This window comes from Steroidobacter cummioxidans (assembly GCF_003104955.1).
Genome location: NZ_LSRW01000017.1, coordinates 238,472 through 254,505, shown reverse-complemented (window position 1 = coordinate 254,505; position 16,034 = coordinate 238,472). Strand labels below are relative to the sequence as shown.

At 62.6% G+C, this 16,034-nt stretch carries 14 protein-coding genes; 11 read left to right on the top strand and 3 right to left on the bottom strand.

What is annotated here, in order from left to right; genetic code table 11:
- A partial coding sequence (locus D0550_RS11440) for a DUF7884 domain-containing protein (RefSeq protein WP_479687844.1) occupies nt 1-415 on the bottom strand: 415 nt, incomplete at its 3' end.
- Nucleotides 416-683: 268 nt separating this feature from the next.
- Here D0550_RS11440 and hemN point away from each other — a divergent pair.
- The 10 genes from hemN to D0550_RS11390 all read left to right on the top strand — a co-directional run bounded on the left by hemN (nt 684) and on the right by D0550_RS11390 (nt 10,518).
- Nucleotides 684-2,057 carry an oxygen-independent coproporphyrinogen III oxidase gene (gene hemN, locus D0550_RS11435; RefSeq protein ID WP_116809305.1) on the top strand — a complete coding sequence of 458 codons (1,374 nt, stop codon included), beginning with the start codon at nt 684-686 and terminating at the stop codon, nt 2,055-2,057.
- 225 nt (nt 2,058-2,282) lie between these two features.
- Nucleotides 2,283-3,755, top strand: coding sequence for a cytochrome-c oxidase, cbb3-type subunit I (gene ccoN, locus D0550_RS11430; protein ID WP_116809304.1), 1,473 nt, complete (start codon nt 2,283-2,285; stop codon nt 3,753-3,755).
- Between the two features lie 10 nt (nt 3,756-3,765).
- Complete coding sequence (gene ccoO, locus D0550_RS11425; protein ID WP_116809303.1) at nt 3,766-4,413, top strand: cytochrome-c oxidase, cbb3-type subunit II; 648 nt, start codon at nt 3,766-3,768, stop codon at nt 4,411-4,413.
- The gene (locus D0550_RS11420; protein WP_116809302.1) at nt 4,410-4,583 is read left to right on the top strand and encodes a cbb3-type cytochrome oxidase subunit 3; all 174 of its coding nucleotides are present in this window, start codon (nt 4,410-4,412) and stop codon (nt 4,581-4,583) included. Before ccoO ends, D0550_RS11420 begins: the two co-directional genes overlap by 4 nt.
- Nucleotides 4,580-5,512 (top strand): cytochrome-c oxidase, cbb3-type subunit III, encoded by a 933-nt coding sequence (gene ccoP, locus D0550_RS11415; protein ID WP_116809301.1) that lies wholly within the window; start codon nt 4,580-4,582, stop codon nt 5,510-5,512. The genes D0550_RS11420 and ccoP overlap by 4 nt, the downstream gene beginning before the upstream one ends.
- The gene (locus tag D0550_RS11410; protein WP_116809300.1) at nt 5,499-5,798 is read left to right on the top strand and encodes a hypothetical protein; all 300 of its coding nucleotides are present in this window, start codon (nt 5,499-5,501) and stop codon (nt 5,796-5,798) included. Before ccoP ends, D0550_RS11410 begins: the two co-directional genes overlap by 14 nt.
- Nucleotides 5,795-7,189 (top strand): cytochrome c oxidase accessory protein CcoG, encoded by a 1,395-nt coding sequence (gene ccoG / locus D0550_RS11405; protein ID WP_116809299.1) that lies wholly within the window; start codon nt 5,795-5,797, stop codon nt 7,187-7,189. The genes D0550_RS11410 and ccoG overlap by 4 nt, the downstream gene beginning before the upstream one ends.
- Nucleotides 7,186-9,648, top strand: coding sequence for a heavy metal translocating P-type ATPase (locus D0550_RS11400; RefSeq protein ID WP_116809298.1), 2,463 nt, complete (start codon nt 7,186-7,188; stop codon nt 9,646-9,648). Before ccoG ends, D0550_RS11400 begins: the two co-directional genes overlap by 4 nt.
- Nucleotides 9,645-9,812 carry a cbb3-type cytochrome oxidase assembly protein CcoS gene (ccoS, locus tag D0550_RS11395; RefSeq protein ID WP_116809297.1) on the top strand — a complete coding sequence of 56 codons (168 nt, stop codon included), beginning with the start codon at nt 9,645-9,647 and terminating at the stop codon, nt 9,810-9,812. Before D0550_RS11400 ends, ccoS begins: the two co-directional genes overlap by 4 nt.
- Nucleotides 9,805-10,518: a sulfite exporter TauE/SafE family protein gene (locus D0550_RS11390; RefSeq protein WP_116809296.1), complete on the top strand. Its 714-nt coding sequence runs from the start codon at nt 9,805-9,807 to the stop codon at nt 10,516-10,518. The genes ccoS and D0550_RS11390 overlap by 8 nt, the downstream gene beginning before the upstream one ends.
- Here the strand turns inward: D0550_RS11390 and D0550_RS11385 are convergent.
- The gene (locus tag D0550_RS11385) at nt 10,512-12,158 is read right to left on the bottom strand and encodes a SulP family inorganic anion transporter (RefSeq protein WP_116809295.1); all 1,647 of its coding nucleotides are present in this window, start codon (nt 12,156-12,158) and stop codon (nt 10,512-10,514) included. The two genes, D0550_RS11390 and D0550_RS11385, sit on opposite strands and share 7 nt — an antisense overlap.
- A 241-nt stretch (nt 12,159-12,399) precedes the next feature.
- Here D0550_RS11385 and D0550_RS11380 point away from each other — a divergent pair, with 241 nt between their 5' ends.
- Nucleotides 12,400-14,883 (top strand): PAS domain-containing hybrid sensor histidine kinase/response regulator, encoded by a 2,484-nt coding sequence (locus D0550_RS11380; protein ID WP_116809294.1) that lies wholly within the window; start codon nt 12,400-12,402, stop codon nt 14,881-14,883.
- Here D0550_RS11380 and D0550_RS11375 read toward each other — a convergent pair.
- Nucleotides 14,850-16,028 (bottom strand): sensor histidine kinase, encoded by a 1,179-nt coding sequence (locus D0550_RS11375; protein WP_116809293.1) that lies wholly within the window; start codon nt 16,026-16,028, stop codon nt 14,850-14,852. The two genes, D0550_RS11380 and D0550_RS11375, sit on opposite strands and share 34 nt — an antisense overlap.
- Nucleotides 16,029-16,034: the final 6 nt, after the last annotated feature.

The window sequence follows — 16,034 nt, the reverse complement described above, 5'->3', positions numbered from 1 at the left end:
GCAGCGTCAGATGTGTATAAGAGACAGGACTCATGCGCCGCAGCGCCGAAATCGAATTGCGCCCCGGATGCGACCCGCCCTGATACAACTCCTCGATCAGCCGGCCGACGTCGCCCTCGACCTGGATCTTGCCGACGCTATACAGCTCGCCGAACTGCACATCGGGATCCCTGCAAAGACGCACCAACGTGGCTCTATCCGGAATGTGCAGGGTTGCCACCGCCTCGGTGACGCTGGTCTGCACACGCTCGCCATTCCAGAGCGCAATCTGAACGGGTGGATCGCCAAATGCATGAAGCAATGCGCGCAGCATGCGGCCTTCGAGGGAAGTGCGAGGCGTCGGTACGGGCTGAGCGGAAGAGTCGCGCCGCGCTGGACCGGGTGGCGCGTTGTCCGCGACACGATACGTCGTCATAGGCCGCTCTCGAGAGGTCTGCATTGTTGTCTCCGCCCCCGCCGCCAACCTTTATATTGGGTTTTTTTCTACTCGATGCAAGCGTCGCTGCGGCATTGGCGCGAATTCGCACCATTTGTCGGCAAGGATTACAGCATTCCGGCATTCCGGACTACCCCGCAGCCCTTGCGTGGAGCTCCGGAGCGCGGCGCGGAAGCGCTATCTCTATAAATGGCATCCAGGCCGGGTATACGCCGGCGCAACCTGGCTCCGCTACGTAAGAGTACGAATGAAACTCGACGCCACTTTGATCCGACGTTATGACGGTCATGGCCCCCGCTATACGTCCTATCCGACGGCGGTTCAGTTTCATACCGGCTTCGACGAGCAGAGCTACCGCCGCGTCGCCTTGTTGAGCAACGCCGGCACGTCGCGCCCGCTGTCGATCTATGTGCACGTGCCGTTCTGCGAGCGGCCGTGCTTCTATTGCGGTTGTAACAAGATCATTACCCGCAATCCGGTGCACGCCGAACAGTATCTGCAACGTTTACAGCGCGAGATCGAGTTGCAGAGCGCCTTGTTCGAGCGCCGCCGGAATGTGCGCCAGATGCACTTCGGCGGTGGCACACCGACCTATCTGACCCTGAGCCAGCTCGCAGCACTGTTCAGTCAGCTGGGCAGACACTTCAACATCGATCGTTCTGAGCAGCGGGAGTTTTCGATCGAGATCGATCCGCGCACGCTCGGCCCGAGCAGCTTGTCGGAGCTGTTCCGGCTGGGATTCAACCGGCTCAGCCTGGGTGTTCAGGATTTCGATCCGAACGTGCAACGAGCCGTGAACCGGCTGCAAAGCATCGAGCAGATCGACGAATGTATGGTTCAGGCGCGCGCGCTGGGCTATCGCTCGGTGAGCTTCGATCTCATCTATGGCCTGCCGCTGCAAACTGTTGCGAGCTTTGACGAGACGCTCGCTACCGTCGTGCGGATGCGACCCGATCGCATCGCCGCCTACGGCTACGCTCACATGCCTCGCCTGTTCAAAGCCCAGCGGGCGATCCGCTCCGACCAGTTACCTGACGCCGAAACCCGTCTGCAGCTGCTCGCACTCACCGTCGAGCGGCTCACCGAGGCAGGTTATGTGTATATCGGCATGGATCATTTCGCCCTGCCCGACGACGACCTGGCGCGTGCCATGCGGGACGGCAGCCTGCATCGCAATTTCCAGGGCTATTCGACGCACGGCGACTGTGACCTGATCGGCCTCGGCGTCAGCGCGATCGGTGCGGTCGGCAACTCTTATTCACAAAACCGCAAAGACCTGTCCGGCTATTACGCGGCGCTCGACCAGGGTCGATTGCCGGTCGATCGGGGTATCGCGCTGAGCATGGACGACGTTTTGCGCCGTGAAATCATCCAGCGCCTGATGTGCCAAGGCGAGCTGCGTATGCGCGAGATCGAAAACAGTTATGCGCTCGACTTCAGTGAGTACTTCGCCCACGAACTGGCTGCGCTGAACGCGTTGGCCAGCGACGGGTTGATAACCAGCGACCCCGATGTAATCCGCGTCACCGAGCGCGGCCGCTCGCTCCTGCGCACGATTGCAATGATCTTCGACGCCTACCTGCCACGCGCAGCCAGTACGCAATTCTCAAAAGTCATCTAGGGCCGTCAGGCAAACCCCGAAACGCGCTTCGCACGATGCGAAGGGCGTGATCGTCCGCAACGTTACCTGCGCCTCGAAAACGAGACGCAGTCGACATCTGCAGCTGCGCTCAGGTTTATCACTCAGGGCTGGTGCGCAGTCTCTCTCGGGCTCTCCGTAATTAGAAAAAAAGCGCGGCACGGTACCTTTGCTATGCCGACAGAAACAACGTTACGAGGCTCTTAGATGTCCGCGAATGTTTTGCCCGCCAGCGCCGCGCTTGCAGACGCCGGCAGCGAGGTGCGCGCCACATATAACGACAAGGTCGTTCGCCAGTTCGCGATCATGACCGTCGTCTGGGGCATCGTCGGCATGGCCGTCGGCGCGTTCATCGCCGCGCAGCTGTTGTGGCCGGCACTGAACTTCGATGTTCCCTGGCTCACCTACAGCCGCTTGCGCCCGCTGCATACCAACGCTGTGATTTTCGCGTTCGGCGGCTGCGCGCTGTTCGCCACCTCCTACTACATCGTGCAGCGAACCTGCCATGCACGACTGTTCTCCGATCGTCTGGCCGCGTTCACGTTCTGGGGCTGGCAAGCGGTCATCGTGCTCGCGGCCATCACGCTGCCGCTGGGCATCACTCAGAGCAAGGAATACGCGGAGCTGGAATGGCCCATCGACCTGCTGATTGCGGTGGTGTGGGTCTGCTACGGCGTGGTGTTCTTCGGCACCATCGTCAAGCGCAAGGTGAAACACATCTACGTCGCGAACTGGTTCTTCGCCGCGTACATCATCACCATCGCGGTCCTGCACATCGTCAATAACATCGCCATCCCGGTCTCGCCGACCAAGTCGTACATCGTTTATTCCGGCGTGGTCGACGCCATGGTGCAGTGGTGGTACGGCCATAACGCCGTGGGCTTCTTCCTCACCGCCGGCTTCCTCGGAATGATGTACTACGTGGTGCCCAAGCAGGCCGGCAAGCCGATCTATTCCTATCGCCTGTCCATCGTGCACTTCTGGGCGCTGATCTCCATCTACATGTGGGCCGGCCCGCATCATCTGCACTACACCTCGCTGCCGGACTGGGCGCAGTCGCTCGGCATGGTGTTCTCGCTGATTCTGCTGGCGCCCTCCTGGGGCGGCATGATCAACGGCCTGATGACCATGTCGGGCGTGTGGCACCGTCTGCGCACCGATCCGATTCTGAAGTTCCTGGTGGTGTCGCTGTCGTTCTACGGCATGGCGACGTTCGAAGGCCCGCTGATGTCCATCAAGACGGTGAACGCGCTGTCGCACTACACCGATTGGACCATCGGCCACGTGCACGCCGGCGCGCTCGGCTGGGTCGCATTCATCACCATCGCCGCCATGTATCAAATGATCCCGCGGCTGTTCGGCAAACAGCAGATGTACAGCGTCAAGCTCATGGACGCGCACTTCTGGATCGCGACCGTCGGCATCGTGCTGTACGTCACCTCGATGTGGATTGCCGGCGTGATGCAGGGCCTGATGTGGCGCGCTGTAAACGACGACGGCACGTTGACCTACACCTTCGTCGAATCGCTCAAGGCAACGTATCCGTACTACGCCATCCGACTGCTCGGCGGCCTGATGTTCCTGACCGGCATGCTGATCATGGCCTATAACGTGTGGCGCACCGTGCGCGACACGCAGCCAGTCGACGCACCGGTGCTCGCCCCCGCCACCAGTCATTGATCGCATCATCATGAAACACGAACTCGTCGAAAAGAAGATTGCGCTGATGGGCGCGCTGATCGCGGTGGTGATCAGTATCGGTGGCCTGGTGGAGATCGCGCCGCTCTACATGCAGAGCTCGGTGATCGAGCCTTCGCCCGGCATCAAGCCCTACTCCGCGCTCGCGCTCGAAGGTCGCGATGTGTACGTGCGCGAAGGTTGTTACAACTGCCACTCGCAGATGGTGCGACCGCTGCCGGCCGAAACCGAGCGCTACGGTCACTATTCGATCGCCGGTGAAGCGGTCTACGACCATCCGTTCCAGTTCGGCTCCAAGCGGACCGGTCCCGATCTGGCACGCGTTGGCGGTCGCTATACCGATGAATGGCATCGCATCCATCTGCTGAATCCCCGCGACGTGGTGCCCGAATCGAACATGCCCGGCTTCCCGTGGCTCGCCGAACGCACGCTCGATCCCGCCGGCACGCAAACAAAGATGCAGGCGCTGCAGAAAATCGGCGTGCCGTACTCGGCCGAGGAAATCGCGGATGCGCCGGAAGCCGTGCGTAACCGCACCGAGATGGAGGCGCTGATCGCCTACATGCAGGGCCTGAAGTTTTATGGCGAGCCCAAGCCCACCGACGGTGCCGCCTCCAAAGTAGCCAAGAGTCAACCATGAGCATCGAATTCAACATGGGCCTGGTGCGCGGCCTGCTGACGCTGATTCTGTTTCTGGCGTTCATGACCTTGTGGGCCTGGGCCTGGAACAAGAATCGCACGGCGGACTTCGACCGCATGGCGCGCCTGCCGCTCGAAGATCAGGACTCGAATCAGGAACAGCCGCGATGATCCGCCAGCCTGCCAGTGTTTTCATCATCGTCTTCACCGCGATCAACATCGTCGCGTGCCTGTGGCTGATGTGGTGGACCGCGCGCACGCGCGTGGCCGCCGATACATCGGATGAGCAATCCACCGAGGGTGCCGGCAAGACCGGTCACGTCTGGGACGGCGATCTGGAAGAGTTGAACAATCCACTGCCGCGCTGGTGGCTGGGCCTGTTCGTCATCACCGTGATCTTTGGCGCCGGCTATCTCACCTTCTATCCCGGCATGGGCAACTTTGCCGGCACGTCGAAGTGGAGCTCGGTGGGCGCTTATGAAGAGCAAGTCGCACTCCAGCGCGCCAGGTTCGAAGAACGCCTGGCGTCGTTGCAGGATCGTTCCCTGGTCGAGCTGGCCAGCAACGGCAGCGCGATGGCGACCGCGAAGAATCTCTATGGCGCGAACTGCGCAGGCTGTCACGGCTCCGATGCGCGCGGCGCCAAGGGCTTTCCCAACCTCACCGACAAAGATTGGTTGTGGGGCGGCGATGAGGACCGGCTGCTAGAAACAATCGCACAGGGCCGTCACGGTGTGATGCCCGCACTGGGCGGCGTGCTCGGCACCCAAGGCGTCAACGAAGTCGCGTCGTATGTCGTGAGCCTGAGTGGCGGCAAAGCGCCGGCCGATTGGGTCGCCGCCGGCCAGGAGCGCTTCGCGACACTGTGCGTCGGTTGTCATGGCGCGGACGCCAAAGGCAATCCGTTGCTCGGTGCGCCGAATCTCACCGACAACATCTGGCTGCACGGTGGCGATTTCGACTCTGTACGCGCGACCATCACCAACGGTCGCGACAATCAAATGCCCGCACACCAGGACTTGCTCGGCGACACCAAGGTGAAACTGCTCGCCGCCTATGTCCTCAGCCTCAGCGAGTCAGAGATGCATGCCGCGAACTGAGCAGCAGACAACCTCACCGACCCGCTGGCCGCACTTCCGGGAAGATCTGGGAGTGCTGCTGTGGGCCTCGTTTCTCGCGGCATGCGTTGCCACGCTGTTGTTCTTCGCTTGTTTCGACCCGCAACTGCTCGTGGATGACGCCGCACCGCCGGCCTGGCTGGCCGATCGACGCGCCGGCTACACCGTCGGCTTTTTCTTTTTCTGGATGATGTCCGCCATCGCCAGCTTTCTCACAGCCTATCTGATCGAGACACGCAGCGGCACCGCGGACCGGGAACATCGATGACCGCCGCCCGCCCCCTGCAGCCCGTCAACAACGACGGCAGTCTTTATATTGCCCATCAGAAGGTCTACCCGCGCGAAGTCGAAGGCCGCTTCAACCGCCTGCGCGTGGCAGCAACCATCGCGCTGCTCGGACTGTTCTACGCGCTGCCCTGGTTGCAATGGGACGGCCGGCAAGCCGTGCTGTTCGATCTGCCGGCGCGCAAGTTCTATATCTTCGGGCTGACGTTCTTTCCTCAGGACTTCTTCCTGCTGACCTGGCTGCTGATCATCGCCGCCCTGTCCCTGTTCTTTTTCACCGCGCTGGCTGGCCGCTTGTGGTGCGGCTACGCCTGTCCGCAAACCGTCTGGACGGAAATCTTCGTCTGGATGGAGCGCTGGACCGAAGGCAATCGACAGCAGCGCATGCGCCTCGACCAGTCTTCATGGTCTCTCAACAAAGTGGCGCGCAAGACCGGCAAGCAGCTGCTGTGGATTTCATTCGCGCTCTACACCGGCTACACCTTCGTCGGCTACTTTACGCCAGTGCGCGTGCTGACCGATTCGGTGCTGACCGCGACCCTCGGCGGTTGGGAGTCGTTCTGGATTCTGTTCTACGGCTTCGCCACTTACGGCAACGCCGGCTACATGCGCGAGCAGGTCTGCAAGTACATGTGCCCGTACGCACGCTTCCAGGGTGCCATGTTCGATCGTAATACCCTGGTTATCTCCTACGACACCCAGCGGGGCGATCCGCGTGGGTCGCGCGCACGCGGTGTGGATCCCAAGAGCAAAGGTCTTGGCGACTGCATCGACTGCAAGCTGTGCGTGCAAGCATGTCCCACTGGCATCGACATCCGTCAGGGCCTGCAGCTCGAATGCATCGCCTGCGCGGCTTGTATCGACGCCTGCGACAGCGTGATGGACAAGATGAACTACCCGCGCGGGCTGGTTCGTTACACCACGCAGAATGCCATCGACAACGAGCCCACTCGGATCGTGCGGCCTCGCACAGTCATTTACGGCTCAGTGCTGCTGGCGTTGATCGTCGGTTTCGGTGTGGCCGTCGCGACTCGTCACCTGGTAGAGGTCGACGTGCTTCGCGACCGCAATGCTTTGTATCGCCCCCTCGATGGCGGCCTGATCGAAAACGTCTACACGATCCGTTTCATCAACAAGGACTCTCGCGAGCACGCGTTGCGCATCCAGGCTGAAGGCATCGATGGCGTGAGCGTCGACACTGACCGCGAGCTGCAACGAGTCGGTGCCGGCGAAGTCGTCAGCGTTGCCGTTCGCATTCGGGCGCCCAGCAGCGCGATCAGCGGCGGCCGGGACATTCAAATCGTGGCCAAGTCCGATGATGGCGCCATTGACGCCCGGTCCAAGGCGAGATTCATCGCGCCGGTGTCTCAATGAACGTCTGCTTCCACTGCGGTGAGCCATTGCGGGGATCGACGCTGGTCGCACGCGTCGAGCAACGCGATGAGCCCGTGTGCTGCAGTGGCTGCCAGGCAGTCGCCGAGCTGATCGCCGGCACCGGCCTCGGCGATTTCTATCGCTATCGCGACGGCAGCTCCGTGCGCCCCCGCGAGGACAATCAGGATGACAAGTGGCGCGTCTACGCCGATCCGCAGTTCGCCGCTCAGTTCACGCGAACCACGACGGAGCAAACATCGGTCACGCTGCTGATCGAAGGACTGCGCTGCTCGGCATGCAGCTGGCTGATCGATCAAGTGTTGCGGCGGCATGCTGGTGTACGTGACGTCAGCGTCAACGCCGCGACCGGCCGCGCCAGCATCGTCTGGGACGACGCGAAGCTCAATCTGGCCGACATCATGCGCACCATCGCGCAGCTCGGGTACGTACCGCATCCGGTCACAGATGAAACCGTCACGCGCGCGCTCCGCGAAGAGCGCCGCGACAGTCTCAAGCGTCTGGCGGTCGCGGGCTTCGGCATGATGCAGGTGATGATGTTCGCGGTCGCCGTCTATTCGGCCGAGCTCGCCAATGAAATCATGGAGCCGGGGCTGCTCAATTACTTTCGTATCGTCAGCTTGCTGGTTGCGACGCCAGTCATGTTCTACGCGGGCGCGCCCATCCTGTTGAGCGCCTGGAACAGCCTGCGCAGCCGCTCGATCGGCATGGACGTGCCGGTGAGCATTGCGTTGCTGCTCGCTTATGGCGCCAGTGTCTGGAACACCTTCAACGGCGCCGGCGGCGAGGTGTATTTCGACTCGGTCACCATGTTCATTTTCTTCCTGACGCTCGGTCGCTTCGCGCAGATGAGCGTTCGCCAGCACACCGCGGGCGTCACCGATGCGCTGGCGAGACAGCTGCCCTCCATTGCCCATCGAGTCGGCGAGCACGGCGTCGAAGATGTGCCGGTGACCTCGCTGCGTGTCGGCGACGTGATCCAGGTGCGTCGCGGTGAAGTGCTGCCGGCCGACGGGCAGCTGCTCGACACGCAAGCTCACATCGATGAGGCCATGCTGACGGGCGAATCGTTGCCGGTCTGTCGGCGAGTTGGCGAGCGAGTTGTCGCAGGCACCCTCAATGTCGACGGCCCAGTCAGCATTGAGGTCACGGCGCTTGGTGCGGACACGGCGTTATCTCACATCGTCTCGCTCATGCAACGGGCCCAAACCTATAAGCCTGCGCTGGCGCGCAACGCCGACTCGGCCGCCGCCAGGTTTCTCGGCTATGTGCTGATCGGCGCCGGACTGACCTGCGCCGCATGGCTGGCAATCGATCCGTCACAAGCGTTCGCTGCGACGCTGGCTGTGCTGGTCGTCGCGTGTCCCTGCGCTTTCGCGATTGCCATGCCGGCGGCGCTTGCCTCAGCCACGGCGAGCCTGGGTCGTCAAGGCATCTTGCTGACCGATCCGGACGCGCTCGAAAGCCTGGCGAAAGTCGATCACATCGTGTTCGACAAGACCGGCACATTGACGCGCGGCGAGCTTCGAATCTCCAAATGCATCTCGCTTGCGGGCGTCACCGAGCCGCAATGCCTGCAGATTGCAGCCCTGCTGGAACAGGCTTCAGAACACCCCCTCGCCCGGGCGTTTGCGCCTTATCTCGATAAAGGAGCCGTCGCAGACCTGCAAACAGTGGCCGGCCGTGGCGTGGAAGGGCGCATCGATGGGCGCTTGTATCGTATCGGCACACCGGACTTCGTCGCCGAGCTACGCCAGGACAAGCATCGGTCTGCACCGCCAGCAGAGTCGCTCGGCAGCGTCATCATGCTCGGTGACGAGCAGCGCGCGCTCGCGTGGTTCGAGCTCACCGATTCACTGCGTCCGGCTGCGGCCATTGCAGTGAGCCTGCTGCGCTCGTTGCACATCGAATCTCAGATTCTCAGCGGCGACGGCCACCAGGCCGTGCAAACAGTGGCCCAGCAATGTGGCATCAAAGAGCACTTTGCCCGCCACTCGGCGCAGCAGAAGCTCACCCACGTGCTCGATCTTCAAAAACGAGGCAAGCGCGTCGCGGTGATCGGCGATGGCGTCAACGATGCTCCGGTGCTGGGCGCGGCGGATGTGTCCATCGCCATGGGCCGTGGCGCGGCGTTGGCGCATGCAAGTGCCGGGCTCGTGCTGGTCAGCGACAATCTTGCGGCCCTTCCCGAGGCCGTGCTGCTCGCACGACGCACCCTTCGGGTCGCGAAACAGAATCTGCTGTGGGCGGCCATCTACAATCTTGGCTCGATACCGCTGGCGGCGCTCGGATTCATCCCGCCGTGGCTCGCGGCGCTGGGCATGTCGCTCAGCTCGGTCGCCGTAATGTTGAACTCCACTCGACTGCTGCCGCGTGCGACTCGACGCACAGCTGCGCCAACGGTCATCCCAACCGCACACCTGCAGGAGACGACGGCATGAGCATCCTGTTCGTTTTGATTCCGTTGAGCCTGGCGCTGGTGGTGTTTGCTGGCTGGGGGTTCTTCTGGGCGGTGAACGCCGGCCAGTTCGACGATCTGGAATCGCCGGGCTGGGACGCTTTGCGCGACGACCCACCCAAGGACGATTCGAGTCACGATGACTGACGTCACTGCCGCCATCGGCCTTTCCGCTGCGTTCGTTGCCGGCATCGCCGGCAGTGCTCATTGCTTCGCCATGTGCGGTGGACTCGCAGGTGCGTTGGGCATGCGAGCACGCGTCACGGCGACCAGCGCCAGCGCGGCGTTCGGCAATGCGCTGTCCTATCACGTCGGTCGTCTCGGCGGATATACAATGGCGGGTGCAATCTGCGGATTGATCGGCGCGACGCTGCAAGCCGTGCTGGATCTTGCTCGGATTGGAGCGACATTGCGCATCGCCAGCGGCGTGCTGTTGATGTTGATTGCCCTGCGAATGCTATCGCCGTGGAATCCGTTGCGATCGCTGGAGGCCGTTGGCGCAAAGTTCTGGCGTCGCCTACAACCATTCACGCTCGGCACCGGCAAATTGACCGGCCCCACTCGCGCCATCGCGTTGGGCTTTCTTTGGGGCTGGCTGCCCTGCGGCCTGGTCTACTCGATGCTGCTGTTTGCCGCGCTCGCTGGTGACGCTGCGAATGGAGCCGCGATCCTGCTCGCGTTCGGCCTCGGCACACTGCCCTCCATGCTGACCAGCAGCGTGCTCGCGTCTCAGATGCAGCGCTTTCTCAAGAGCCGCTGGCCTCGCTTCGCCAGCGGCGCACTATTGCTGTTGTTCGGCGCCTGGATGATCTGGGTCTCGATCCCCGCATCCAGTCATGCGCATCATCACTGAGTCGGGCCGCCGTTCAGTCGAGCCAGCGCCCGCTCCAGGTTCTCACAGAAGTTCTCGGCACCGATCAGATCGACGATACCGGCGCGACGCAGCTTGCCGGTGACGCGATCGTTGGCCCCCGTCAGCATCACGCGCACCTTACGACGCTGCAGACCGCGGATGACTTCCTCGAGCGTCTGCAACCCGGTGATGTCCATGAACGGCACCCAGCGCAAGCGGATGATGAGCACTTCCGGATCGGTGCCGGTGCTCGCCAGCGCCCGCTCGAAATTCTCCACCGCGCCGAAAAAGAACGGCCCTTCCACGGCGAACGCCAGCACGCCGGGCGGAAAGCTCAGGCCCCGATGAGCGAACTCGCGACTCAGGTCCTGATGAGTCTGCTGTTGCACTTCCACACTGCTCGCCATCCGCCGCAGAAAATGCAACGTCGCCACGATCACGCCAATGTTGACGGCGACCACCAGGTCCACGAACACCGTGAGCCCGAATGTCACCAGCAGCACCACGACGTCCGCGGCCGGAGCACGTCGGACCATCTTCACGAAATGACCTGCCTCGCTCATGTTCCAGGCGACCACGAACAAGATGGCTGCTAGCGCCGCCAACGGGATGTGGACAGCCAACGGCGCGAGCGCGAGCACGATGAGCACCAGCGTCACCGCATGCGTGATGCCTGCGAGCGGACTCGTGCCACCGTTGCGCACGTTGGTCGCGGTTCTCGCTAGCGCACCGGTCGCCGCGAAACCGCCAAACAGGGGCGCAGCCATGTTGGCGATGCCCTGCCCGATCAATTCCTGATTCGAATCGTGACGGGTGCCGGCCATGCCGTCCGCGACGACTGCCGACAACAGCGATTCAATGGCACCGAGCATCGCGATGGTGAACGCCGGCCCGATCAGCTCGATGACGCGATCGACGGTGATTGCCGGCATTTGCAGTGACGGCAAACCGCGCGGAATGCCACCGAATGCCGAGCCGATGGTCGCCACGCCTTCGATATGAAACAGCGACTGCACGATCGTGGCGAACAGCAGGCCGAGCAGCGGACCGGGAACCCGTTTGAGCACCGACAACCGCGGCGCGAACAGAACGATCAACAGCGTCGCACTCGCCAGCGCGGTCGTTCCCCAGTGTGCTTCCGGCAGTACCTGCAACGTGTGCCAGAGCTTCTCGTGGAAGTGTCGTCCGCTCACTGCCGGCAGACCGAAGAAGTCATGCCACTGACCGGTCCAGATGACCACGGCGATACCAGCGGTGAAGCCCAAAATCACCGGATCGGGAATGAACTTGATGATAGCGCCCAGCCGCGCGATGCCGAGGAGCAGCAACATCACGCCGGCCAGCAGGGTGGCGATTTGCAGGCCCTCGATGCCGTGCTCGGCGGTAATGCCCGAGAGGATGACGATGAACGCACCGGTCGGTCCGGCAATCTGCAAACGGCTGCCACCGAACAGCGACACCAGCAGTCCGGCGACGATCGCGGTGTACAAGCCCTGCTCAGGCTTGGCGCCGGAAGCGATCGCAAATGCCATGGCCAGCGGCAGAGCCACCACGCCCACGACGACGCCGGAAACCACGTTGCGCGCCCAATGAGCGCGCCCCAGCAGGCCGGCGCGATGTGCCTCCAGAATCGCGATCATTGAGAATATTCCCTAAAGATGGGATGCCCCGCCGAGATTATGCGGCAACGCGCCCCCGAACCCATGACGAACGCCCCGGACTCAATAAGTGTCAGTCCCTAGTGACTTGATTGCCGCTCGTGCGGGACCCTCGCCCAAGCATAAGACCATTGCCTAAATCCGGCTCGGACCTGCTATTCATCGTGAACTGATGTGACAGCGGCACGTGCTGACGTCACACATTCTGTCCGATAGTCGCCTAATGCCATTGTCCGCCTTAATCGGTGCGCGCTCGCCGTCTCGCGAGCGGCACGCGCAAACGCAGGGCAAGCCCCTGCCGCGGACCTGGTACCGGCCCCTGCAGCGGTTGTGCTCACTCCTGGCTCGTCCATTCGTAGGCGGGCTGCAGCGGCGCGTGCAGGAGCTGGAAAGCGAGCTGGCGCTGCTCAACAGCTGCAGCATCGTGTCGAGCACCGATGGCAGCGGGCGGATCACCGATGTCAACGACCTGTTCTGCCAGCTCAGCGGCTATGCGCGCGAGGAGCTGATCGGCCGCAATCACAACGTGGTCAACTCGGGACTGCATCCCCGCAAGTTCTTCATGGACATGTACCGGACCATCGCCACCGGTCATCCATGGCGCGGCGAAATCCAGAACCGCGCCAAGGACGGCACTTACTTCTGGCTCGACATCACCATCATTCCGACCACCGACAGCTCCGGTCGAGTGACCCGTTACACATCGGTGTGCTCCGACATCACTGCGCGCAAGGAAGCAGAAGCCATGTTGGCCCAGCTGCGTGAGCGTCATGCGCTGGCGATCGACGGCTCCGGAATCTGCCTGTGGGACTGGGACCTGGTGCGCGATTCAGTGGAATTCGATGGCAACTGGGGACGGATGCTCGGCTACACCGCCGAAGAAGCTGCGCTCATTCCGCGCGAGAGTTGGAATCGCGCCATGCATCCGGACGATCTCACGGTCACCCTGCATCAGATCGATCGACACTGCCAGGGCGAGACGCCGTTTTTCGAGAGCGAGGCCCGCATGGGCCACAAGGACGGTCACTGGGTCTCGCTGTTGTTCCGCGGCTCGGTCAATACCCGCGATCAAAACGGCCTGGCGTTGCGCATCTCCGGCACGGCCATCGAAATCTCACAGCTCAAGCAGGCCATGCGCCAGGCGGAGCAGTCCGAGGCGTTGCTCAAGACCGTCATCGATCTGCTGCCGCAGCGAGTGTTCTGGAAGGATCGCGACGGCCGCTTCCTCGGCGCGAATCGCAACTTCAAATCCGACGCGGGCATCGAGGACATCATCGGCAAGACCGATCAGGAAGTGCCGTGGGCCGGCGCGCAGCCCGATGGCTCGCAGAATCAGCACATCATGGAGCACCGCCAGCCGGTGCTGAACTTCGTTCAACAGCTCAGCCACGGCGATCACACCGAGTGGCGCACCACCAGCAAGGTGCCCCTGATCGACGCGCGCGGCGACGTATGGGGCGTGCTGGGCACGTATCAGGACATCACCTCATTCAAAGTCGCCGAAGCCGAGCTGATCAAGGCGCGCAACGCCGCCGAGGATGCCAGCAAGGCCAAGAGCGAATTCCTGGCCACCATGAGTCACGAGATCCGCACGCCGATGAATGGCGTCATCGGCTTCACCGATCTGTTGCTGCAGACCTCGCTGACCCCCGAACAGCAGAGCATGGCCAGCACCATCCGCGACTCCGGACGGTCGCTGATGACCATCATCGATGACATCCTGGATTTCTCGCGCATCGAAGCCGGCCGCATTTCGGTGGAGCGCTCGCGGGTCGATGCCCGGCAGATCGCACGGGATGTGCTGGCGTTACTGCAACCTCGTACCGCCGAGAAACAACTGCAGTTCGATGTGCACTGGCCGTCGGACGTTTCCGCCAGCATCCTCGGCGATGCCGGTCGCGTGCGGCAGGTGTTGGTGAATCTCGCCTCGAATGCGATCAAGTTCACCGACGCCGGGCGCGTCACGATTCGCGCCTCGGATGTCGATGGCATGCTGCGCCTGGAAGTCGAAGACACGGGCATCGGTATCACAGCCGAACAACTGGCGCGTCTGTTCAACAAGTTCACGCAGGCCGACTCATCGACCACGCGCAAGTACGGCGGCACGGGACTGGGTCTGGCAATCTCCAAGCAGCTCGTCGAACTGATGGGCGGACAGATCGGCGCGCACAGTCAGCCCGGCGTCGGTTCGACGTTCTGGTTCACGCTGCCGTTTGCTCAGCGTAGCGGGGCAACCTCCACGACGCGGGCGCTCAAACTCGATGCGCAGCTCGAATCGATCGAGCAACCGGCCGCGGGCACGTCACAGCCTCGCGTCCTGGTCGTGGAGGATCATGCCGTCAATCGCATGCTCGCCACTCGCTTGCTGGCCAAGCTCGGCTGCGAAGTGGAGATTGCGGAGAATGGCCGCATCGCCTGCGAGCGCACTGCGCAGCAAAGCTACGACCTGATCTTCATGGATTGTCAGATGCCGGAGATGGACGGCTACGAAGCGACGCGCGCCATTCGCGAGCGCGAACAAGACAGCGCCCGACGCACACCGATCGTTGCACTCACCGCCAATGCCATGAGCCAGGATCGCGAGCGCTGCATCGAGGCCGGCATGGACGACTACATCACCAAACCGTATGCGGCCTCCGACTTCGAGCGGACCTTGCAGCGCTGGTGCAATCCTCAGGCGTTGCCCGCGACGGGCATGGAGAAGTAAACCGTCGCCCCGCGCCCTTCGGCCCCTTCCGCCCAGGTGCGCCCGCCGTGCCGCTGCACGATACGCCGCACGTTCGCCAGGCCGACGCCCGTGCCCTCGAAATCCTTTTCGGCGTGCAACCGCTGAAACACACCGAACAATCGATCGGCATACTTCATGTTGAAGCCCACGCCATTGTCACGCACGTAGTAGACCACTTCATCGTCGCCCACATCGGCGCCGATCTCGATCTTGGCCGGGTCGCGCGGACGCGTGTACTTCACTGCGTTCGCCAGCAAGTTGACCCACACTTGTTTCATCAGCTGCGGATCGCCGACGGTGTCCGGAATGGCGCGTCGCTCCCAATCGATGTGCCGATCGTTCAACTCCGGACCCAGCTCCTGGAAAGTCTCGTCGATGAGCTCGTCCATGCGGATGCGCTGACGGTGCATGGCCGCGCGACCAATGCGTGAGAACGCCAGGAGATCGTCGATCAAGCGCGTCATGCGCATCGCCGCCTTCTGCACGGTGTGAACGTGACGCCGCTCCTCCGAATTGAGCTTGGCGCCGGCCGACGCTTCCAGCATCGATACGTACGAATGAATGTGACGCAACGGCATGCGCAGGTCATGCGACACCGAATGACAGAAGGACTCCAGATCGGCATTCGCGGCCAACAGATCGTCGTTCTTGTCTCGCAGGGCGTTGTTCAGCTCGGTGACCTGCTCGGCGATGCGCACGCGCTCGCCGATCTCCCGCTCCAGCTCGTGCCTGGCGCGATCCAGCTCGACGAACACTGCAACCTTGGCGCGTAGCACTTCCGGCTCCAGCGGCTTCATCAAATAATCCACCGCGCCCGCCGAGTAACCGCTGAACACCATCTCGGCAGTGCGCATCATGCCGGTGAGGAAGATGATCGGCGTGGACCGCGAGCGCTCGCGCGCCCGGATCAGTGCGGCCGTCTCGATACCGCTCATGCCCGGCATCTGCACATCGAGCAGGATCACGGCGAAGTCATATTCGAGCACGCACTTGAGCGCCTGCTCGCCGCGCCGTGCGACGATCAGATTCTCGCCCAGGCTCTCCAGCACGGCCTCCAGCGCGTCCAGATTGGCCTGCTCGTCGTCGACCAGCAGAATGTTCGATTTATGGACCGCTTTGGTCATCGCCGA